This is a genomic window from Curtobacterium sp. VKM Ac-2887, assembly GCF_015350935.1.
Lineage (GTDB): Bacteria > Actinomycetota > Actinomycetes > Actinomycetales > Microbacteriaceae > Curtobacterium.
In genome coordinates, this window is the sequence record NZ_JADKSB010000008.1 from 59,320 (window position 1) to 73,835 (window position 14,516).

12 protein-coding genes and 1 pseudogene are annotated in these 14,516 nt (G+C 70.7%); 3 read left to right on the top strand and 10 right to left on the bottom strand.

What is annotated here, in order from left to right; genetic code table 11:
* Positions 1-51: 51 nt before the first annotated feature.
* Positions 52-1,521, top strand: coding sequence for an NAD-dependent succinate-semialdehyde dehydrogenase (locus ITJ69_RS10855; RefSeq protein ID WP_416354933.1), 1,470 nt, complete (start codon positions 52-54; stop codon positions 1,519-1,521).
* 19 nt (positions 1,522-1,540) lie between these two features.
* On the opposite strand, the gene ITJ69_RS10860 is transcribed toward ITJ69_RS10855, so the two are convergent.
* The 10 genes and pseudogenes from ITJ69_RS10860 to ITJ69_RS10905 form a co-directional block, all read right to left on the bottom strand.
* Complete coding sequence (locus tag ITJ69_RS10860) at positions 1,541-3,394, bottom strand: ABC transporter ATP-binding protein (protein ID WP_194672761.1); 1,854 nt, start codon at positions 3,392-3,394, stop codon at positions 1,541-1,543.
* Between the two features lie 7 nt (positions 3,395-3,401).
* Positions 3,402-3,617, bottom strand: a complete 216-nt coding sequence (locus ITJ69_RS10865) for a helix-turn-helix domain-containing protein (protein ID WP_123292166.1) — start codon at positions 3,615-3,617, stop codon at positions 3,402-3,404.
* Between the two features lie 143 nt (positions 3,618-3,760).
* On the bottom strand, positions 3,761-5,140 hold the full coding sequence (locus tag ITJ69_RS10870) for an MFS transporter (protein WP_194672762.1): 1,380 nt from the start codon (positions 5,138-5,140) through the stop codon (positions 3,761-3,763).
* 188 nt (positions 5,141-5,328) lie between these two features.
* Positions 5,329-5,982: pseudogene (gene ribA, locus ITJ69_RS10875) on the bottom strand (GTP cyclohydrolase II); the annotation flags it as partial.
* Positions 5,983-6,011: 29 nt separating this feature from the next.
* Positions 6,012-7,112 carry a bifunctional diaminohydroxyphosphoribosylaminopyrimidine deaminase/5-amino-6-(5-phosphoribosylamino)uracil reductase RibD gene (gene ribD / locus ITJ69_RS10880; protein ID WP_228505457.1) on the bottom strand — a complete coding sequence of 367 codons (1,101 nt, stop codon included), beginning with the start codon at positions 7,110-7,112 and terminating at the stop codon, positions 6,012-6,014.
* Positions 7,113-7,262: 150 nt separating this feature from the next.
* Positions 7,263-7,820 (bottom strand): GNAT family N-acetyltransferase, encoded by a 558-nt coding sequence (locus ITJ69_RS10885; protein WP_185094245.1) that lies wholly within the window; start codon positions 7,818-7,820, stop codon positions 7,263-7,265.
* A 2-nt stretch (positions 7,821-7,822) separates the two neighbouring features.
* Positions 7,823-8,833, bottom strand: coding sequence for a tryptophan--tRNA ligase (trpS, locus tag ITJ69_RS10890; protein WP_111084195.1), 1,011 nt, complete (start codon positions 8,831-8,833; stop codon positions 7,823-7,825).
* Between the two features lie 42 nt (positions 8,834-8,875).
* Positions 8,876-9,718, bottom strand: coding sequence for an exodeoxyribonuclease III (locus tag ITJ69_RS10895; RefSeq protein ID WP_123292347.1), 843 nt, complete (start codon positions 9,716-9,718; stop codon positions 8,876-8,878).
* 167 nt (positions 9,719-9,885) lie between these two features.
* Positions 9,886-10,158, bottom strand: a complete 273-nt coding sequence (locus ITJ69_RS10900) for an HPr family phosphocarrier protein (RefSeq protein ID WP_111086640.1) — start codon at positions 10,156-10,158, stop codon at positions 9,886-9,888.
* A 69-nt stretch (positions 10,159-10,227) separates the two neighbouring features.
* On the bottom strand, positions 10,228-10,998 hold the full coding sequence (locus tag ITJ69_RS10905) for a DeoR/GlpR family DNA-binding transcription regulator (protein ID WP_111086639.1): 771 nt from the start codon (positions 10,996-10,998) through the stop codon (positions 10,228-10,230).
* A gap of 252 nt (positions 10,999-11,250) precedes the next feature.
* Between ITJ69_RS10905 and ptsP the strand changes: the two genes are divergently transcribed.
* Together ptsP and ITJ69_RS10915 are read left to right on the top strand one after the other, a co-directional pair.
* On the top strand, positions 11,251-12,906 hold the full coding sequence (gene ptsP / locus ITJ69_RS10910) for a phosphoenolpyruvate--protein phosphotransferase (protein ID WP_194672764.1): 1,656 nt from the start codon (positions 11,251-11,253) through the stop codon (positions 12,904-12,906).
* Positions 12,907-12,971: 65 nt separating this feature from the next.
* Entirely contained in the window at positions 12,972-14,501 is a 1,530-nt protein-coding gene (locus tag ITJ69_RS10915; RefSeq protein WP_194672765.1) for a PTS mannitol transporter subunit IICB, read from the top strand.
* Positions 14,502-14,516: the final 15 nt, after the last annotated feature.

A 14,516-nucleotide genomic window follows, 5' to 3' on the forward strand; every position in this document is an offset into this window, starting at 1 on the left:
ACCGACACCAGCACCGACACGAGCACCACGACCGGCGACCTCACCACGACCGTGGGCGACGACCACGTCACCGTGCAGGGCGTGCCGACCGGCCTGTTCATCGGCGGGTCCTGGCGCCCGTCGACGAGCGGCGCGACGTTCGCCGTCCGCGACCCCTCGACCGGCGACGTCCTGGCCGAGGTCGCCGACGCCACCCCCGAGGACGGAATCGCCGCGCTCGACGCCGCGGTCGCCGCGCAGCAGGAGTGGGCGGCCACCGCACCGCGCCAGCGCTCCGACGTGCTGCGCCGCGCGTTCGACCTGGTGCGCGCGCACGAGGACGACCTGGCCGCCCTGATGACGCTCGAGATGGGCAAGCCCCTGGCCGAGGCCCGCGGCGAGGTGGTCTACGGCGGCGAGTTCCTCCGCTGGTTCTCGGAGGAGGCCGTCCGCATCGGCGGCGACTACCGCACCAACCCCGAGGGCACCGGTCGCGCGATCGTCCTGAAGCGTCCGGTCGGCCCGGTGTACGCGATCACCCCGTGGAACTTCCCCCTCGCCATGGCGACCCGGAAGATCGGCCCCGCACTGGCGGCCGGCTGCTCGGTCGTCGTGAAGCCGGCGGAGCTCACGCCGCTGACCACGCTGTTCCTGGTCGAGCTGTTCCGCCGTGCCGGGCTGCCGGACGGCGTGCTCAACGTGGTGCCGTCCCTCGACGCCAAGGGCCTGTCCGAGCCGATCATCGCCGACCGTCGCCTCCGCAAGCTCACCTTCACCGGATCGACGCCGGTCGGGTCCGCGCTCCTCAAGCAGGCGGCGGACAACGTGCTCAGGACGAGCATGGAGCTCGGCGGCAACGCCCCCTTGCTGGTGTTCGACGACGCCGACCTCGACGCCGCCGTCACCGCTGCGATGCTCGCGAAGTTCCGGAACGTCGGCGAGGCCTGCACGGCCGCCAACCGGTTCTTCGTGCAGGACGGCATCGCCGACGCGTTCGTGGCCGCCCTCACCGCGAAGGTCGACGCGCTCCGCATCGGCCGGGGCACCGAGGACGGCACGACGATGGGCCCGCTCATCGACGACCGTGCGGTGGACAAGGCCGCTGGACTCGTCGACGACGCGGTCACCCGCGGCGCACGGCTCGTCACCGGCGGACACCGCGTCGAGCGGCCCGGCACCTACTACGCGCCCACGGTGCTCGACGACGTCCAGCCGGGATCGGAGATCCTGACGACCGAGATCTTCGGACCGGTCGTGTCGATCACCCGCTTCGCGACCGAGGACGAGGGCATCCGGCTCGCCAACGACACCGAGTTCGGGCTCATCGCCTACGCGTTCACGACGGACTTCCCGCGCGGGCAGCGGCTCGCCGAACGCCTGGAGACCGGGATGCTCGGACTGAACACCGGCGTCGTGTCGAACGCAGCGTTCCCGTTCGGCGGGGTGAAGTCGTCCGGGCTCGGCCGCGAGGGCTCGCACGAGGGCATCGAGGAGTACCTCGAGACCGTGTACGTGCTCACCCCGGACCCGTTCGCCGCCTGAACGGGCCCGACGGCGGGGCTCAGACCAGCAGCTGGTGCTTCGCCAGGTCGCGGTAGAGCGGCGTCGACTCGACCAGCTCGGAGTGCGTGCCGGCGCCGACGACCCGGCCGTGCTCGAGCACGACGATGACGTCGGAGTCGACCACGGTGGACAGCCGGTGCGCGATGACGAGCAGGGTGCGGTCTTCGGCGACGGCGTCGATCGCCAGCCGCATCTTCTGCTCGTTCACGCCGTCGAGCGACGACGTCGACTCGTCGAGCAGCAGGATCGGGGGAGCGGCGAGCAGCGCGCGGGCGATGGCCAGCCGCTGACGCTCGCCGCCGGAGAGCATCACGCCGTCCTCGCCGACCTGGGCGTCGAGCCCACGCGGGTCGCGGTGCAGGACCTCGCCGAGGTTGACCGCCTCGAGCACGCGGACGCAGTCGTCCTCGGTCGCGTCCGGCGAACCGAGCAGCAGGTTGGCGCGGATGGTGCCGGCGAGCACCGGGGCGTCCTGCTCGACGTAGCCGATCTGGGCGCGGAGCTCCTGGCGGTCCATGCCCCGGACGTCGATGCCACCGAGCCGGATGACGCCCTCGGTCGGGTCGTAGAACCGCTCGATCAGGGCGAGGGTCGTCGACTTGCCAGCACCCGACGGACCCACGAGTGCGACCCGCGAGCCGCGGGGAACACGGAACGACACGTCGTGGAGCACCACGTCGTCGGCCGGACGCTCGTCGGCGAGCCGATCCGGGCCTCCCGGTCGATCCACCGCGCCGGACGCGACGGCGCCGTCCGGACCGGACGCATCCGCTGCAGCCGAGTACCGGAACGTGACGTGCTCGAACGTGATGGCGTCGTCGGAGGCCACCGCGGCGGCGGGGCGCGCAGCGGCGTCGTCCTGCGCCTCGGTCGGCAGGTGCAGGATCTCCTCGATCCGGCCGAGCGCACCGAGCGCCTGGGCGACCGCGACGGCCGCACCCATCGCCTGGCCGAGCGGCATGATCATCATGAAGAGCAGCAGGATGAACGTGATGAGCGTGGCGATGGTGATGGTGCCCGCGGCGACCTGGGCCCCGCCGACGCCGAGCACGGCGATGAACGCCACCTGCATGACGATGCTCGCGACCGGCACGACGAACGCGGACATCTTCGCGATGTCGAGGCCGCGCTGGTAGGCCTCGGTCGCGTGTCCGTCGACCTCGTGCACCTCGCGCTCGGTGGCACCGGCCGCGCGGATGGTGCGGACGGCGCCGATGCCGCGCTCGACGGCCGCGGTCAGGTCGCCGACCTTCTCCTGCGCACGCTTCGACGCGACCCGGATGCGCCGGCTCAGTCCGCCGACGACCACGATCGCGACCAGGACGATGACGACCACGATCACGAGCAGCAGCGGGTCGATGATCGCCATCGCGATGATCGCGCCGATGAAGGTCAGCGCGCCGCCGATCGACTCGATCAGGCCCTGGGTCAGGACGGCGCGCAGGAGCGTGGTGTCGCTGCCGACGCGGGACACCAGGTCGCCGGTGCGACGGGTGTCGAACTCCGAGATCGGCAGGTTGAGGATGCGGGCGATGAGCTTGCGGCGCGTGGAGAGCACGACGCCCTCGCCCGCACGCTGCAGCAGGAAGTGCTGCACACCGTTCAGGACGCCGGCGACCAGGACGAGCCCGACGAGCAGCCAGACGAGCGTGCTGAGCGTGTTGCCCTGCTGCACCGCCGTGACGACCTGGTTGACGAGCAGCGGCTGCGCGAGCGACGCCCCGGCGCCGAGGATGCTCAGCACGATGATGACGACCATCGCCGGCTTGTTCTCGAACAGGTAGGACAACAGGCGGCCGAAGGTGGCGCGGGGGCCGTCGGTCTTCTTGGGGCGCGCGAAGGGGAGACTCATCGTGTTCCTAGTTTCTGCCGTACTTCTTGTGCACTGCCTGTCGGCTGACACCGAGCAGGGTCGCGATCTCCTGCCACGACGCCCCGGCGTTGCGGGCGGCACGGGCAGCGAGCTCTTCGGTCCGGTCGAGTTCACGGCGGAGCTCGCGCACGTTGGCGAGGGCGGAGAACGGGTCGTCCCCGGAGGCTCCGGCCGCGAGGCTCGTGATGGTCGGTCGGTCCATGGCTGTCAACCTACATTGACGTGCCGACAACTGTCAACCTGAGTTGACGGACAGGGTTGCGCCGTGCGGTGGACGCGACGACGGACGGACGGGAGGCCCGGTGCCAGCTGGCACCGGGCCTCCCGTCCGTCCGTGGTGACGCCTCAGGCGTCGGTGAAGTCCTTGCTCTTCGTCTCACGGACGAAGAGCAGCGCGACGAGCGTCACGACGGCGGCGATCGTCAGGTACAGCCCGACCAGGAAGATGTTGCCGTCGGCCTGCCACAGCGCCAGGGCGATCGTCGGTGCGAGCGAGGCACCGAGGATCGACGCGACGTTGTACGCGATCGCCGAGCCGGTGTACCGGACGTTCGTCGGGAACAGCTCCGGCAGCAGCGCACCCATCGGCCCGAAGGTCAGCCCCATCAGGGACAGCCCGACGATCAGGAACGTCACCACCGTGATCGGACCCTGCGACGCCGCGAACCAGAACTGGAACGTCAGACCGAACAGCGCGATGCCGATCGTGGTCGGGATGAGGGTCTTCCGGCGCCCGAACTTGTCGGCCAGGATGCCGGCGATCGGGGTGAAGATGCCGAAGAACACGACGCCGATCATGAGCAGCGTCAGGAACTCACCGCGGCTGTAGCCGAGGCCGACCTTCGGGACGAGCGGACCGGCCTCGGCACCGGTGGTGCCGTACGACAGCGTGAACGTGGTCATGAAGTAGAAGAGGACGTACGTCGCGACCATGCCGAACGTGCCGACGATGAGCGCCTTCCACGAGGTGCGGAACACCCGGCCCAGCGGGATCTTCGCGACCGTGCCGGACTCCTGCACGCCGCGGAACACCGGCGACTCGACGAGCTTGAAGCGCACGTAGAGCCCGACGATGACCAGGACCGAGGAGAGCAGGAACGGGATGCGCCAGCCCCACGCCTGGAAGTCGGCGTTCGGGGTGCCGTCGGCACCGGCGGGCATCGCGGCGTTGATCGCGATGAACAGGCCGTTCGCGAGCAGGAAGCCGATCGGTGCGCCGAGCTGCGGCATCGAACCGAAGACGCCGCGCTTGCCCTTGGGGGCGTTCTCGGTGGCGAGCAGTGCCGCACCGGACCACTCGCCGCCGAGGCCGACGCCCTGGGCGAAGCGCATCACGGCGAGCAGGACCGGCGCCCACACGCCGATGGTGCTGAAGGTCGGCAGGCAGCCGATCAGGAACGTCGCGGTGCCCATGACGAGCAGCGACGCGACGAGGGTGGTCTTGCGGCCCACCCGGTCACCGAAGTGCCCGAAGACGATCGACCCGATCGGCCGCGCGAAGAAGGCGAGGGCGAACGTCACGAACGACGACAGCTGCGATGCCGTGGGGTCCTCGTTCGGGAAGAACAGCGTCGGGAAGACGAGGACCGCGGCCGTCGCGTAGACGTAGAAGTCGTAGAACTCGATCGAGGTGCCGACGAGGCTGGCGATGACGACGCGCGAGCGCGGGTTGCCTGCTGGTGCCGGAGCTGAGGTCGGGGTTGCTGGTGCCGGTGCGGCGGTCATGGGTGTCGTGTGGTCTTCCGTGGTGCGCGCTCCTGGCAGGGAGCACGGATACCCGAAACGGCGGACACCGATCGGTTCGCGCAGGGTGGCGCGGGCACCGATCGGGTGCGTTCGGTTGGTGGGGGACCGCTTGTGACGGAAGACAACATCGTACGACAGATGTCGCCCACCTGCGAATCAGCCCAGAGTCAGCTGGCGGCTCCTGCGCCGGCGCCCGCCCCGGCGCTGGCGCCGGCCTCGAGGTGCGCGGGCAGCTGGTGCCCCATCCGGTCGCGCTTGGTGTCGAGGTAGCCGGCGTTCTGCGCCGAGACGCCGACGACCAGCGGCACGAGCGACTCGACGGTGATGCCGTGCTCCTCGAGCTGGCGACGCTTCTCGGGGTTGTTCGAGAGCAGTCGCACGCGGGTGATCCCGAGTTCGGCGAGGATGCCCGCGGCGCCGCCGTACGCACGGGAGTCGGCCGGCAGCCCGAGCGCCAGGTTGGCGTCGAGCGTGTCGAGGCCGTCTTCCTGCAGGCGGTAGGCCTTGAGCTTGTTGATGAGCCCGATGCCGCGTCCTTCCTGCCCGCGCAGGTAGACCACCACTCCGCCCTCGGCAGCGATGGTGTCGAGCGCGGCGTCGAGCTGGGGCCCGCACTCGCACTTCAGCGAGCCGAACGCCTCGCCGGTCAGGCACTCGGAGTGCACGCGGACCAGGGCGCCGTCGGACGGGGCGGACCCGTCGGGCAGCGCGCCGATGATCGCGACGTGCTCCGCGCCGGTCACGAGGTCGCGGTAGGCGCGCATCTGGAACGTGCCGTGGGTGGTGGGGACGTTCGTCGACACCTCGAACTGGACGGGGCTGCCCGGGGTGGAGGAGGTCAGCGCGTCGGTCATGGGGTGCTCCGGTCGTTCGTGGGCCCGTCGTCTCCGAACCCGGGTGCTGCGTCGTGCTGCTGCGGTGTCTGCTGCTGTGGTGGCGCTGGCTGCGGCTGCGCTGTCGCGCTGCGTTGCGGTCGGGCTCGGACCAGCAGGTCAGGGCCCAGGCTGGTGGTCGATAGTACGTCCAACCGCCGACGCCCGGACATGCTTCCCACCCCGAGGTCGTCGAGGGCGACCCGGGGTCCACCGAGCAGGATCGGGGCGACGTACACGAGGTACTCGTCGACGAGCCCGGCGGCGATGAGCGCGGACGCGACGGTGGGGCCGCCCTCGACGAACACCGAGTGCACGCCGTGCCCACGCAGGGCGGCGAGCGACGCGGCGAGGTCGTGCCCCGGCAGCGTCACGAGCCCACGGGGGTGTCGACGGACCGCGGCGTCATCGGTGACGGCGCGGTCACCGAGCACGACCGCGAGCGGCTGGTCGGCGAGGAGTTCGCCCGCGTCACCCCGAGCGGTCAGGCTCGGGTCGTCGGCGAGCACGGTGCCGGTGCCGACCAGGATCGCGTCGTGCGCGGCACGCTGCTCGTGGACGTGCTGTCGGGCTGCGGCGCCGGTGATCCACTTGCTCGTCCCGTCGGCAGCCGCGGCGCGGCCGTCCAGGCTCGAGGCCCACTTCACGGTCACCCACGGGCGTCCGAGGCGGACCGACAGGAGCCACCGTTCGAGGAACGCCTCGGCCTCGTCGGCGAGCACACCGGACACGACGTCGACCCCGGCGGCGCGGAGTCGGTCGGCACCGCCGTGCACGTCCGCGCCCGGATCGTCGATCGCGTACACGACACGGGCGACCCCGGCCTCGATCAGGGCGACGGCGCAGGGGCCGGTGCGGCCGGTGTGGTTGCAGGGTTCGAGGGTGACGACGGCCGTCGCGCCGCGGAGCTGTGCCGGATCGACCTTCGCCATCGCGTCGACCTCGGCGTGCGGGGTTCCGGCGCCCTTGTGCCACCCTTCGGCGAGGACGTCGCCGGCGGGGGAGAGGATCACGGCGCCGACTCGTGCGTGGTCGCCCACGACGGGCCCGAGGGCCGCGAGTTCGAGCCCGCGGCGCATCGCCCGGACCTCGGTGGGTCGTGCCGTGTCGCTCACGGATCGAGCCTACCGGCGGTAGATCGGTGACGCGTCATCGTCGGGAACGCGGCGTCATGCGGGACTGGGTCACGAGGCGCTGCGTCATGCGGGACCGGGTCACGGAGCGCTGCGTCACGGAGCGTCGGGCCACGGGAGGTCCGATGCGAGCGCACCGTCGGCCCGGCGCAGAGCGGTCCAGGCGGTCGTCGGTCCGCCGTCGCGTCCGGGGATCCGGGCGGGCCCGACGCCGGTGAACGAGAACCCGGCGCTGCGGGCGACCGCGGCCGACGCCGTGTTGCCCTCGTAGCACTCCCAGTAGACGTCCGGAGCACCATCCTCGAACGCCCAGTCCACGACGAGCTCCACCGCATCGTGCATCAACCCGGCACCGCGGGCCGAGGGCGCCAGCCAGAAGCCGAGGTCGCGGCCGGCGGTGCGGTAGCCGATGATCCCCTCGAGCCAGGAGGACCCACTGCGACGGATCGCCCAGGTGTACTCGCGGTCCGACGCCCAGCCGGGGCCGACCAGGGCGTCGACGAAGGTCCGTGCGTCCTGTTCGCGGTACGGCGTGGGGATCGTCGTCCAGCGGACGATGTCCGGGTCTTGACAGGCGTCGGTGATCGCCGCGGTGTCCGCCCGGGTCGGGACGTCGAGTCGGACCCGAGCGGACTCCAGCGTGACCGGCAGCACGGTCAGCCGCGCGAGCGCGGGACGAACCCGATCCGGTCGTACACGCGCGCCAGGGTCTCCTGCGCGATGGACTCGGCACGGTCCGCGCCGACGGCGAGCAGCCGGTCGAGCTCCGCCGGGTCGTCGAGCAGCTCGAGCGTGCGGGTGCGCACCGGCTCGAGCTCGGCGACGACGGCGTCGGCGACCGCGCCCTTGAGGTCCCCGTAGCCCTTGCCCGCGAACGATGCCTCGAGCTCGGCGACGGGGGTCCGGCTGAAGGCGGACAGGATCGCGAGCAGGTTCGTCACGCCCGGCTTCGCCTGCCGGTCGGAGCGGATCTCGCGCTCGTCGTCGGTGACGGCCGACTTGATCTTCTTCGCGGTGCGCTTCGGGTCGTCGAGCAGCCGGATCAGGCCGCTGTCGGACGCCGCCGACTTGCTCATCTTGCTCGTCGGGTCCTGCAGGTCGTAGATGCGCGCCGTCTCGGTGCCGATCCGGGCCTCGGGCACGACGAACGTGTCGCCGAACCGCGAGTTGAAGCGTCCGGCGAGGTCGCGGGTGAGCTCGACGTGCTGGCGCTGGTCGTCGCCGACCGGCACGACCTTGGTGTCGTACAACAGGATGTCTGCGGCCATCAGGACCGGGTACGTGAAGAGCCCGACCGATGCGGCCTCGGACCCCTGCCGCGCCGACTTGTCCTTGAACTGGGTCATCCGGCTCGCCTCACCGAACCCGGTGAGGGTGTTGAGCACCCAGGCGAGCTCGGCGTGGGCCGGCACGTGCGACTGCACGAACAGCGTCGACTTCGTCGGGTCGATGCCCGACGCGATGTACTGCGCGGCCGTCGCCCGGGTGCTCGCGCGGAGCTCGGCCGGGTCCTGCGGTGAGGTGATCGCGTGCATGTCGACGACGCAGTAGATGGCGTCGAAGTCGTCCTGCAGGTCGCGCCACTGCATGAGCGCCCCGACGTAGTTGCCGAGGTGCAGCGAGCCGGCGGACGGCTGGATGCCCGAGAAGATGCGGGTCTTGGTCATGGTGGTGTTCCTGTGGGTCAGGTGGAGCGCAACGAGTGGGGATCAGAGTTCGTAGTCGACGACCACGGGGGCGTGGTCGGACCATCGCTGGTCGTACGCCGCGGCGCGGTCGACCGTGTACTCCGTGACCTTCGCCGCGAGGTCGGGCGTGGCCATCTGGTAGTCGATGCGCCAGCCGGTGTCGTTGTCGAACGCCTGGCCGCGCCAGGACCACCACGTGTACGGCCCCTCGACGTCGCCGGCCTGCGCACGCCCGACGTCCACCCAGCCGAGCCCCGGGCCCGTCGAGCCGTCAGCGCCCTCGACCGGTTCGCCGTCGGCACCGAAGAAGCGCGAGAAGTAGGCACGCTCGCGCGGCAGGAAGCCCGCTCGCTTGACGTTGCCCTTCCAGTTCTTGATGTCGCGCTGGTCGTGCCCGACGTTGAGGTCACCGACGACGACGGCGAGCGGGTTGTGCGCGCGGAGGGCGGGCAGCCGCTCGGTCATGGCGTCGAGGAACTTCCACTTCTCGTCCTGCTTGGGGGTGTCGACCTCGCCCGAGTGGACGTAGGTGGACACGACCGTGACCGTGGTGCCGCCGATCTCGTAGTCGGCTTCGAGCCAGCGGCCGGCGGAGTCGAACTCGTCCGGTCCGAGGGCGACGCGGTGGATCTGGGCCGAGTGCCTGGACGCGATCGCGACACCCGCCCGGCCCTTGGCGGTCGCGGGGTCGTGCACGATGTCCCACTCGTCGCCGAGCAGACCGGCCAGGTCCTCGCTCGACGCACGGACTTCCTGCAGGGCGAGCACGTCGACGTCGCGGGTGGCGAGCCAGTCGCCCATGCCCTTGCGGAAGGCGGCGCGGACGCCGTTCACGTTGACGGATGCGAGGCGCAGGCGTGTCATGCCGACCACCTTATCGGCGGGCGCCGACAGCCCCGGACCGCACCGGTTCGAGGTTCCACGACTCGCCGCGTGCCGTCCGCCGAGGTTCCACAGACCGACGTGGGGGACGCCGAGATGACGAGATTTCGGAACCTCGGGGGCGCGGGCCGGCCGTCGGATCCGCGCGATCAGGCCGCGTCGTGGTCCGTCTGCAGGAACTCGACCAGGCTGTCGGCGGTGGTCTCGGCGTCGTCGCCGGTCACGGTGAGGCTGACCTCATCACCGTTCTCGATGCCCAGGCCGAGCAGGGCGAGGATGCTGCCGGCGTTGCCGGACTTGTCGCCCTTGGCGATCGTGACCTGGTGGCCGGAGGCCGTCACGGTCTGGACGAAGAGGGACGCGGGGCGCGCGTGCAGGCCGGACGCGCTGGCGACGGTCACGGTGCGGGTGGCTTCGGACATCGATGTACTCCTGTCGATGGGTGGTGCGCTCATGCTAGCGAGCGCCGGATGGGCGGGTCGGGCGAGCGGTCAGGGTCGACCGGGCCAGAACACCTCGGTGCCGGCGGCCTCGACCTCGCGGACCAGGTCGAGGTTGACGGCGGGGTCGGTGATGATCGTGTCGATGGCGGCGAGGGGTGCGACGCGGCCGAACTCCTCGCGGCCGAACTTGGTGTGGTCGGCGAGCAGGATGCTGCGGCGGGCGGACTTGATCATCGCCGACTTCACCGCGGCCTCGGCCATGTTGTGGGTCGTCAGGCCGCGCTCCGGGGTGATCCCGTTGATGCTCACGAAGGCGACGTCGACGCTCACCATGCCGATGAGCTGGTGCGTCCACGTTCCGACGCCGGCCAGGGAGTCGCTGCGGATGTTGCCGCCGAGCAGGTGCAGGTCGATGCCCGGGCGGTTCGCGACGGCCATCGCGACAGGAAGGGAGTGCGTGACGACGGTGAGTCCGCGGTCGGTCGGCAGCATCTCGGCGAGGCAGATGGTGGAGGTGCCGGCGTCGATCATGATCGAGCCGTTCTCCGGCAGCTCCTCGAGCGCGGCCTCGGCGATGACCATCTTCTCGGCCTGGTTGATGCCGCCGCGGTCGCCGACGCCGGGGTGGATCGTGATGCGCTCGACCGGGATCGCGCCGCCGTGGGCGCGTCGGACCAACCCGCGGCGCTCGAGGCTCGTCAGGTCGCGGCGGATGGTCTCTGGCGTGACCTCGAGCAGCTCGGCGAGGTCCTTGACGTCGACCCGCCCCTGCGCGCGCGCCTGCTCGACGATGCGCTGGTGGCGTTCTGGTGCGTACATCGGACCTCGTCGTCTCCTGGTCGGAACGGAACGGACATGACCGGGCACGAACCTGACGGAACCGAGCCGGAGCGGCTGGCCGCCAGACGCAAACGGGCATCTGTTTCTGCATTTTTATCCCCGGATGTGTTTGTTTGTCAACGCGGATCGGGGTAGTGTGCTGCTCAGCCGCACCGGCGAGGTCCCGTCTCAGCCGTGCGCGCACCGAACGAACACCCCACCGCAAGCGCGTGTGAGATGAAGGAGTCTCGAATGTCCGAACTGCTCGGCACCGGCGTCGGTCGTGGCGTCGCCCACGGCCCCGTGCTCCGCATGGCGGACCCGCTCGGCGAACCGTCGAAGGACGCCCTGACCGGTTCGGCGGACGACGCGAAGCAGGCCGTGCACGACGCACTGGCCGCGGTGGCCGAGGACCTCAACAAGCGCGGACAGCTCGCCGGCGGCGACGCCCAGGCCGTGCTCGAGGCGCAGGCGCTCATGGCGCAGGACCCGACCCTCCTCGACGACGTGCACACGCGCATCGACGGCGGCACCAACGCGGAACGCGCCGTGTACGAGGCGTTCGCGCAGTTCCGCGACCTGCTCGTCGGCATGGGCGGCTACATGGGGGAGCGCGCAGCCGACCTCGACGACGTCGCCCAGCGCATCATCGCGAAGCTCCGCGGCGTGCACGCCCCCGGTGTCCCCGAGTCGGACACCCCGTTCGTCCTCGTCGCCCGTGACCTCGCTCCGGCCGACACCGCACTGCTGGACCTCGACAAGGTCCTCGCGCTGGTCACCCGCGACGGCGGCCCGACCTCGCACACCGCGATCCTCGCCCGCGCCAAGGGCATCACCGCGATCGTCGGCGTCACCGGTGCCGACGACCTGGCCGACGGGCAGCCGATCGTCGTCGACGCCGTCGCCGGCACCGTCGTCACCGACCCGTCCGAGGCCCTGGTGGCCGACGTCGAGCAGCGCATCGCCGACCGGCTCGCCGCGGCCGCTGCACCGCTCACCGCCGGTGCCCTGGCCGACGGCCACGTCGTGCCCCTGCTCGCGAACCTCGGCAGCCCCGCCGACGCCGCGGGCGCCGTTGCTCTCGGTGCGGAGGGCGTGGGGCTCTTCCGCACCGAGTTCCTCTTCCTCGACTCGCCGAAGGCGCCGACCGTCGACGAGCAGACCGAGTCCTACCGTCAGCTCCTCGCCGCCTTCCCGGGCAAGAAGGTCGTCGTCCGTGCGCTCGACGCCGGTGCCGACAAGCCGCTGCCGTTCCTCACCGACAAGGACGAGGAGAACCCGGCGCTCGGCCGTCGCGGGCTCCGTGCGCTGCGCAACCACCCCGAGGTGCTGCGCGACCAGCTCGTCGCACTGGCCCAGGCGGACGCCGCGACCGAGGCCGACCTCTGGGTCATGGCGCCGATGGTCGCCGACGCCGAGGAGACCGAGTACTTCGTCACCCTGGCCCGCGAGCTCGGCATCCGCACCGCCGGCGTGATGGCCGAGGTGCCGTCGCTCGCCCTGATGGCCGAACAGGTCTTCCAGAACGCGGACTTCGTGTCGATCGGCACGAACGACCTGACCCAGTACACGATGGCCGCCGACCGCATGCTCGGCACCGTCGCGTCGTACCAGGACCCGTGGCACCCCGCCGTCCTGCGCCTCGTCGCGCAGCTCGGAGCGGCCGGTGCCGACGCGGGCAAGCCCGTCGGCATCTGCGGTGAGGCCGCAGCCGACCCGCTGCTCGCCGTCGTGCTCGTCGGCCTCGGCGCCACCACCCTCTCCATGACCCCCGCGGCCCTGGCCGACGTGCGCGCCGAACTCGGTCAGCACACGCTCGAGCAGGCCCGCGAGATGGCCCAGGCGGCACTCGCCGCGTCCACGGCGGCGGCTGCGAAGTCCGCCGCGGCGGCCGCGCACGCCGTCTGAGCCGCACCATCCCCACCACCCCGTCCGCACCAGCAGCAGCTCCACCACACAGAAAGTCACCGCACATGACAACGTCGTCCGTTGCAGCGCCCGACGCACCCGCGAAGTCGCGGGGCGGCGCACGCGTCGCCGTTCAGAAGTTCGGCACGTTCCTCTCCGGCATGGTCATGCCCAACATCGCGATCTTCATCGCGTGGGGCATCATCACGGCCTTCTTCATCCCGGACGGCTGGACGCCGGTCGCCGCGCTCGGTGGATCCCGTGACGGCAGCGTCGTCGGTGTCGTCGGCCCGATCCTGACCTACCTCATCCCGCTCGCGATCGCGATCCAGGGTGGCCGGATGGTCTACGAGACCCGCGGTGCCGTCGTCGGGTCGATCTTCTCGATGGGCGTCATCCTCGGGTCCGACTCGACGATGATCCTCGGTGCGATGATCTGCGGGCCGCTCGGTGCGTACATCATCAAGCAGCTGGACCGTCTGTGGGACGGCAAGATCAAGCCGGGCTTCGAGATGCTGGTCAACAACTACGCCGCCGGCATCCTCGGGTTCGGGTTGTTCCTGGCCGGGTTCTTCTGGCTGTCGAAGGTCTTCACCGGGATCGCGACCGCACTCGGTGCGGCCGTCGAGTTCCTGATCAACCACTCCCTGCTCCCGCTCGCGAGCGTGTTCATCGAGCCGGCGAAGGTGTTCTTCCTGAACAACGCGATCAACCACGGCGTGCTCGACCAGCTCGGCGTGGACCAGGTCAAGGAGTCGGGCAAGTCGATCCTGTTCCTGCTCGAGGCGAACCCCGGCCCCGGCCTCGGCCTGCTGCTGGCGTTCACCATCTTCGGTGTCGGCATCGCCCGTTCGACCGCCCCCGGCGCGATCATCATCCAGTTCTTCGGCGGCATCCACGAGATCTACTTCCCGTACGTGCTGCAGAAGCCAGTCATGTTCATCGCGGTCATCCTCGGTGGCGGCACGGGCGTGCTGACGAACGTCATCTTCAACTCCGGCTTGACGGCACCTGCGTCCCCCGGATCGATCTTCGCGGTGTTCCTGAACACGCCGCGGGACAGTTTCCTCGGCGTCACCCTGTCGGTCGTCCTGTCCGCGGCAGTCACGTTCGCGGTCGCGTCGTTCTTCCTCCTCGCCACCCGCAAGCGTGACCGCGAGATGGGCAACGACGGGGACATGAGCGCCGCCATGGCGAAGCTCCAGGCGAACAAGGGCCGCGACGTGAACTCGGCGACCGCGGGTCTGCTCGGGAACAACGCCCCGGCCAACACCGAAGAGGCCGCCACGTCGGGCACCACCGCCACTGCGACGAGGGTCCAGAACCTGGTCTTCGCCTGCGACGCCGGCATGGGGTCGAGCGCCATGGGCGCCAGCGTCCTGCGCAACAAGATCAAGAAGGCGGGCATCGAAGGGGTCACGGTCACCAACAAGGCGATCGCGAACCTGTCCGGTGACGAGGACCTGATCATCACGCAGGAAGAACTGACGGACCGCGCCAAGCAGAAGAACCCGAACGCGCAGCACGTGTCGGTCGGCAACTTCATGAACGCGCCGCAGTACGACCAGGTCGTCGACCAGCTCAAGAACCAGTAACGCCACCACCAGTAA

Bases quoted from the DNA above. Each gene is read 5' to 3' on its own strand.
- ITJ69_RS10860 (WP_194672761.1), bottom strand. From the start codon at position 3,394: ATGAGTCTCCCCTTCGCGCGCCCCAAGAAGACCGACGGCCCCCGCGCC.
- ITJ69_RS10865 (WP_123292166.1), bottom strand. From the start codon at position 3,617: ATGGACCGACCGACCATCACGAGCCTCGCGGCCGGAGCCTCCGGGGAC.
- ITJ69_RS10870 (WP_194672762.1), bottom strand. From the start codon at position 5,140: ATGACCGCCGCACCGGCACCAGCAACCCCGACCTCAGCTCCGGCACCA.
- ribD (WP_228505457.1), bottom strand. From the start codon at position 7,112: ATGCGCCGCGGGCTCGAACTCGCGGCCCTCGGGCCCGTCGTGGGCGAC.
- trpS (WP_111084195.1), bottom strand. From the start codon at position 8,833: ATGACCAAGACCCGCATCTTCTCGGGCATCCAGCCGTCCGCCGGCTCG.
- ITJ69_RS10895 (WP_123292347.1), bottom strand. From the start codon at position 9,718: ATGACACGCCTGCGCCTCGCATCCGTCAACGTGAACGGCGTCCGCGCC.
- ITJ69_RS10900 (WP_111086640.1), bottom strand. From the start codon at position 10,158: ATGTCCGAAGCCACCCGCACCGTGACCGTCGCCAGCGCGTCCGGCCTG.
- ITJ69_RS10905 (WP_111086639.1), bottom strand. From the start codon at position 10,998: ATGTACGCACCAGAACGCCACCAGCGCATCGTCGAGCAGGCGCGCGCG.
- ptsP (WP_194672764.1), top strand. From the start codon at position 11,251: ATGTCCGAACTGCTCGGCACCGGCGTCGGTCGTGGCGTCGCCCACGGC.
- ITJ69_RS10915 (WP_194672765.1), top strand. From the start codon at position 12,972: ATGACAACGTCGTCCGTTGCAGCGCCCGACGCACCCGCGAAGTCGCGG.